The following is a 4,011-nucleotide window of genomic DNA, read 5'->3' as shown; positions in this document are numbered from 1 at the left end:
ATGATTACCACATCATTTTCTTTAAGAATATTAAAACTCTGTTCAAGAAAATCACCTTTTTCTTGAATTTTGGTGCTAGTCAAACCGTAATTTTTTTCAATTAATTCAGAGATATGTTTCAGTAAATTATTACTATAATCCAAGGCTAATTCGCTTTGCTTTTGTTCTAACTCAGCCAATTCTTTAAGTAACATGGCATTACTTTCAAAACCGATTACACCACTAATTTCACCTAAATGGTAACTGGCGGGATAGTAATCTAGGATTTGTAAAAGGACTAATTCTCTTTGAGTTTGCTTGGCAACCCAAACAGCAGCCTCCGCCACCGCATCGATACAGGGTGAGGAATCGATACATGCAATAACGCGGTTCATAATCGCCTCTCTTTAGGTTCAATACCTTAGGTCTTCTACTTATTTTTAACTTAACACAGATAGATAGCAGGTTGGTTAAATTTATGTATAGAATCTCTTGAGAGTTTTCTAGTTAATTCTTATTTCCGATAACGAATCAATTTTGCAGGGTTTCCAGCCATAATTGCATGTGGCTCAACATCTTTAGTAATCATACTATTCATACCAATAACCGCATGATCACCAACTTTAATCCCATCCTTAATTCCAACATGAGCTCCTAACCAAACATCACGTCCAACTTCTATGCCTTGTGAGCGAACTGCTTGCTGATAGATGGGTCTATCTAAATCCATGCCATGGTCAAAAGCATACAGATGACTATATGCCGCAATTCTAACTTGATCATGCAACTTAATACCTACGCGACCTCCATCAAGGATGCAATGGTGGTTGATCGCGACTTCAGAACCGATCTCTAATGGTCCATGTAAAGTACAATCGGCAGCAATAAAAGTATTATCGCCAATAGTAATTTTACGTCCTCGCTCAGCAAAGATATGTGCTAAAGGTGAAATAAAACAATTGTTGCCAATTTCAACTGTTTCCATTTCCATTAAATAGTTCTGATATTCTTTTTGCCATTCTTCCGCCCATTCTCTATGTTTGGGTTTTAAAGACCAATATAACCATGGCATATAGTTCAATCGATGTTTATGCTGTTCACGATATTTTAATAGTGGATCATGCGTCATCTCTTTGATCCTCAATAAGTTTAAGCTGCTCGCGACCACGCGTTACATCTTGAAGCTTGAGCTTTAACGGTTCAATCTGGTGTATTTGCACTTGTGCCTGAATACTAACACCCGTTTCAGTATAGTTTTCTAGAAACTCTATTTGCTGTTGTAGTAATTCATATTGAATAATAGCCCATTCATTAAATGCACAACTAAAAGTAATCTTCTTTTTCTCAATTAATTCTATTTTTTCAGCGAGTAGCAGACACTGACCTGCACACCCACCATACGCCCTGACTAAACCACCAGTGCCTAGTTTTACTCCGCCATACCAACGATTTACCAATACAATAACATTGGTTAAGTCATTCCCCTCTATCGTTGCTAATATCGGGCGACCTGCTGTACCTGAAGGTTCGCCATCATCATTGAACCGTACATGATGACCTATTTTCCATGCCCAGCATTGGTGTGTCGTCGAGATGTCTTTTGTCTCTTCTAAAAACTTTTTTACTTGTTGCTCATTTTCTACAACACTCGCAATCGCCTGAAAGCGACTTTTTTTAATTTCTTCTTCAAAGGTAACGGTTTGAGCAATGGTAAAAGGCATAAAAACATCAATGCAAATTTAAAAACAAAGTATAACGTCTTAAGGTTCAAATAAAAAACCTCGCAATTGCGAGGTTTTTTGAGTTTAGCTTGCTTATCTTTCACGCAAAGCTTCTTTGGCCTTATTAAATGGTTTAAGTAGATAATTCATAACTGTTTTTTCACCAGTGCGGATATCAACTGTCGCTACCATACCTGGTGTGATACCAAAAGCATGACCTGCTTTATTGAATAACTTGTCAGAGTCAGTGCGGATATAAACACGATAGTAAAATTGGTCTTGTTTAACTTCATCTCTAATCGTATCAGGAGAAATTACTGTTACTTTTCCAGTCAAACCACCGTAGATCGAATAGTCGTATGCAGTGATTTTCACTAATGCCTCTTGACCAGGTCGAATGAAAGCAATATCTCTTGGAGAAATACGTGCTTCAATTAACAGTTTGTCTTCTAAAGGAACAATCGTCATCAATTTACCGTTTTGCGGAATAACACCACCAAGAGTTGTTACATCAATTTCTTTAATCACACCACGCACAGGTGCTTTAAAGATTGCACGTTGTAAACTATCACTGCGTCCCATCACAACTTGTTGTTGCGTTTCAATATCAGTATTTGCCTTCGATAGCTCTTCTCGGGCTTTTACATAGTATTGATTACGTGTGTCATTCATCTTATTTCTAAGATCATTGGCTTCACGCTTGAGTCTAAGTACTTCTACTTCACTTGCAGCACCTTTCGCAACAAGTGGTTCAGTCATCATCAATTCTTGTTGAACTAATTGTAAAGCTTGTTGGTAACCAGCTAATGATTGTTCTAAATTTTCACGTCTAGAATAATAAAGAGCGGTCTCTTCTTTGACTAATTTAGGTTCTTTGAGCACTTCTGCAGGAAATGCTAAAGGAGTTCCATTCACTTCAGCACGTAATCGCGCAGCAGTCGCTTGAGCAGAAGTTAAAAGTGATTTTGATTCACCGACATTAGATGCGAAGCGTGTTTGATCAAGTTGCGCAAGGATTTCACCTTTTTGAACAATATCACCCTCTTGCACATTTAACTTCGTAAGAATACCACCTTCTAAAGATTGAATAGTTTGCTCTTTAGATGAAGGGATGACCTTACCCGTTCCTGTAGAAACTTCTTCTAGATTAAATAACCAAGCCCAAGTCAAAAAAATCGCTAAACCAATACATACAATCCAAATCACAAGACTTGAACGTGGTAAAGCTGGCTCTTTGTAGGATACATTCATGGAACGGTTGTTAGCTTGTTGTTCGCTCATGAATCTTCCCCTTGTTTAATTTGTTTTTGTTGACCTGCTGATTGATTTAGAACTTGATCTCTTGGTCCATCCATTACAACCTTACCTTCGTTCATCACGATGATACGATCAACCAACTCAAGCACAGCTCGTCTATGTGTTGCGACGACTAATGTTCTGTGTCCTAACCAGCCATTTAAGTGATCAATTAGTTGTTTTTCGGCAATATCATCAATCGCAGCAGTCGGTTCATCGAGTAATAAAATGTTAGGTTGGCGAATCAGTAATCGTGCTAACAGCAATGCTTGCTTTTGCCCGCCTGAGAAGCCTACACCACCTTCTAAAACTAAATGATCTAAGCCCTCTTTTTTCTCTTGCACAAAGCCTAAAGCACCTGTCACTTTTAAAGCTTTTAAAATGTCATCATCTTTTGCTAAAGGCGCACCTAAGGTCAAATTCTCACGAATTGTTCCGTAGAATAAATGTGCATTCTGATTCAACAATGCCATATCACGGCGCACATCAGCAGGATCGATTAAGCTAATATCGAGACCATCCAAATGCACAGAACCATTTGATGGTGATTGCATACCAGCCAATAATTGTAATAATGTTGATTTACCTGCACCATTACGACCTAAAATCGCAATTTTTTCACCAGCTTTAATTTTCAAATGACGAAGTGCAAGAATTGGACGAGAATCTTCTTCTGTGTATTGGAACATAACATTTTTAAGTTCATAGTCCCCATTTAACACTTCTTTATGAACCAGATGCGCTTGATCAGGTTGATCAACAGGTTTCTGCATTAATTCATCAAGACTTTTCTTCGCAACCTTAGCTTGCTGTAAACGTCCTAAAATCCCTGTGATTTGTGAAATAGGGGCAAGCATTCGTGAGGAAAGGATCGAACACGCAACCAAAGCACCCGTTGTCATCTCGCCTTCCATCACGGCAAAACATCCAACTAATACAACAGCGGCATAGGTTAAACCTTGAATTTTTTGTGTCCAAGCAGTTAATACACCAACGATCTTACGTTGTTGCATAC

Annotated in this window: 4 protein-coding genes and 1 pseudogene; all 5 read right to left on the bottom strand. The window is 38.3% G+C overall.

Going from position 1 to position 4,011, the window contains the following annotated elements; all coding sequences use genetic code 11:
* A pseudogene (locus F1544_RS27295) lies at positions 1 to 374 on the bottom strand (universal stress protein); the annotation flags it as partial.
* A gap of 119 nt (positions 375 to 493) precedes the next feature.
* Complete coding sequence (locus F1544_RS27290) at positions 494 to 1,108, bottom strand: acyltransferase (RefSeq protein ID WP_039046852.1); 615 nt, start codon at positions 1,106 to 1,108, stop codon at positions 494 to 496.
* Positions 1,098 to 1,700, bottom strand: coding sequence for an IMPACT family protein (locus tag F1544_RS27285; protein ID WP_005402944.1), 603 nt, complete (start codon positions 1,698 to 1,700; stop codon positions 1,098 to 1,100). Before F1544_RS27285 ends, F1544_RS27290 begins: the two co-directional genes overlap by 11 nt.
* 93 nt (positions 1,701 to 1,793) lie before the next feature.
* The gene (locus tag F1544_RS27280; RefSeq protein WP_005402945.1) at positions 1,794 to 2,981 is read right to left on the bottom strand and encodes an HlyD family type I secretion periplasmic adaptor subunit; all 1,188 of its coding nucleotides are present in this window, start codon (positions 2,979 to 2,981) and stop codon (positions 1,794 to 1,796) included.
* A partial coding sequence (locus tag F1544_RS27275; protein ID WP_208972486.1) for an ATP-binding cassette domain-containing protein occupies positions 2,978 to 4,011 on the bottom strand: 1,034 nt, incomplete at its 5' end. The genes F1544_RS27280 and F1544_RS27275, both read right to left, overlap by 4 nt.

Source organism: Kineococcus rubinsiae, from assembly GCF_011839805.1.
GTDB lineage: Bacteria > Actinomycetota > Actinomycetes > Actinomycetales > Kineococcaceae > Kineococcus > Kineococcus rubinsiae.
The sequence above is the reverse complement of the archived record's forward strand: the minus strand, read 5'-3'. Positions and strand labels throughout refer to the sequence as shown.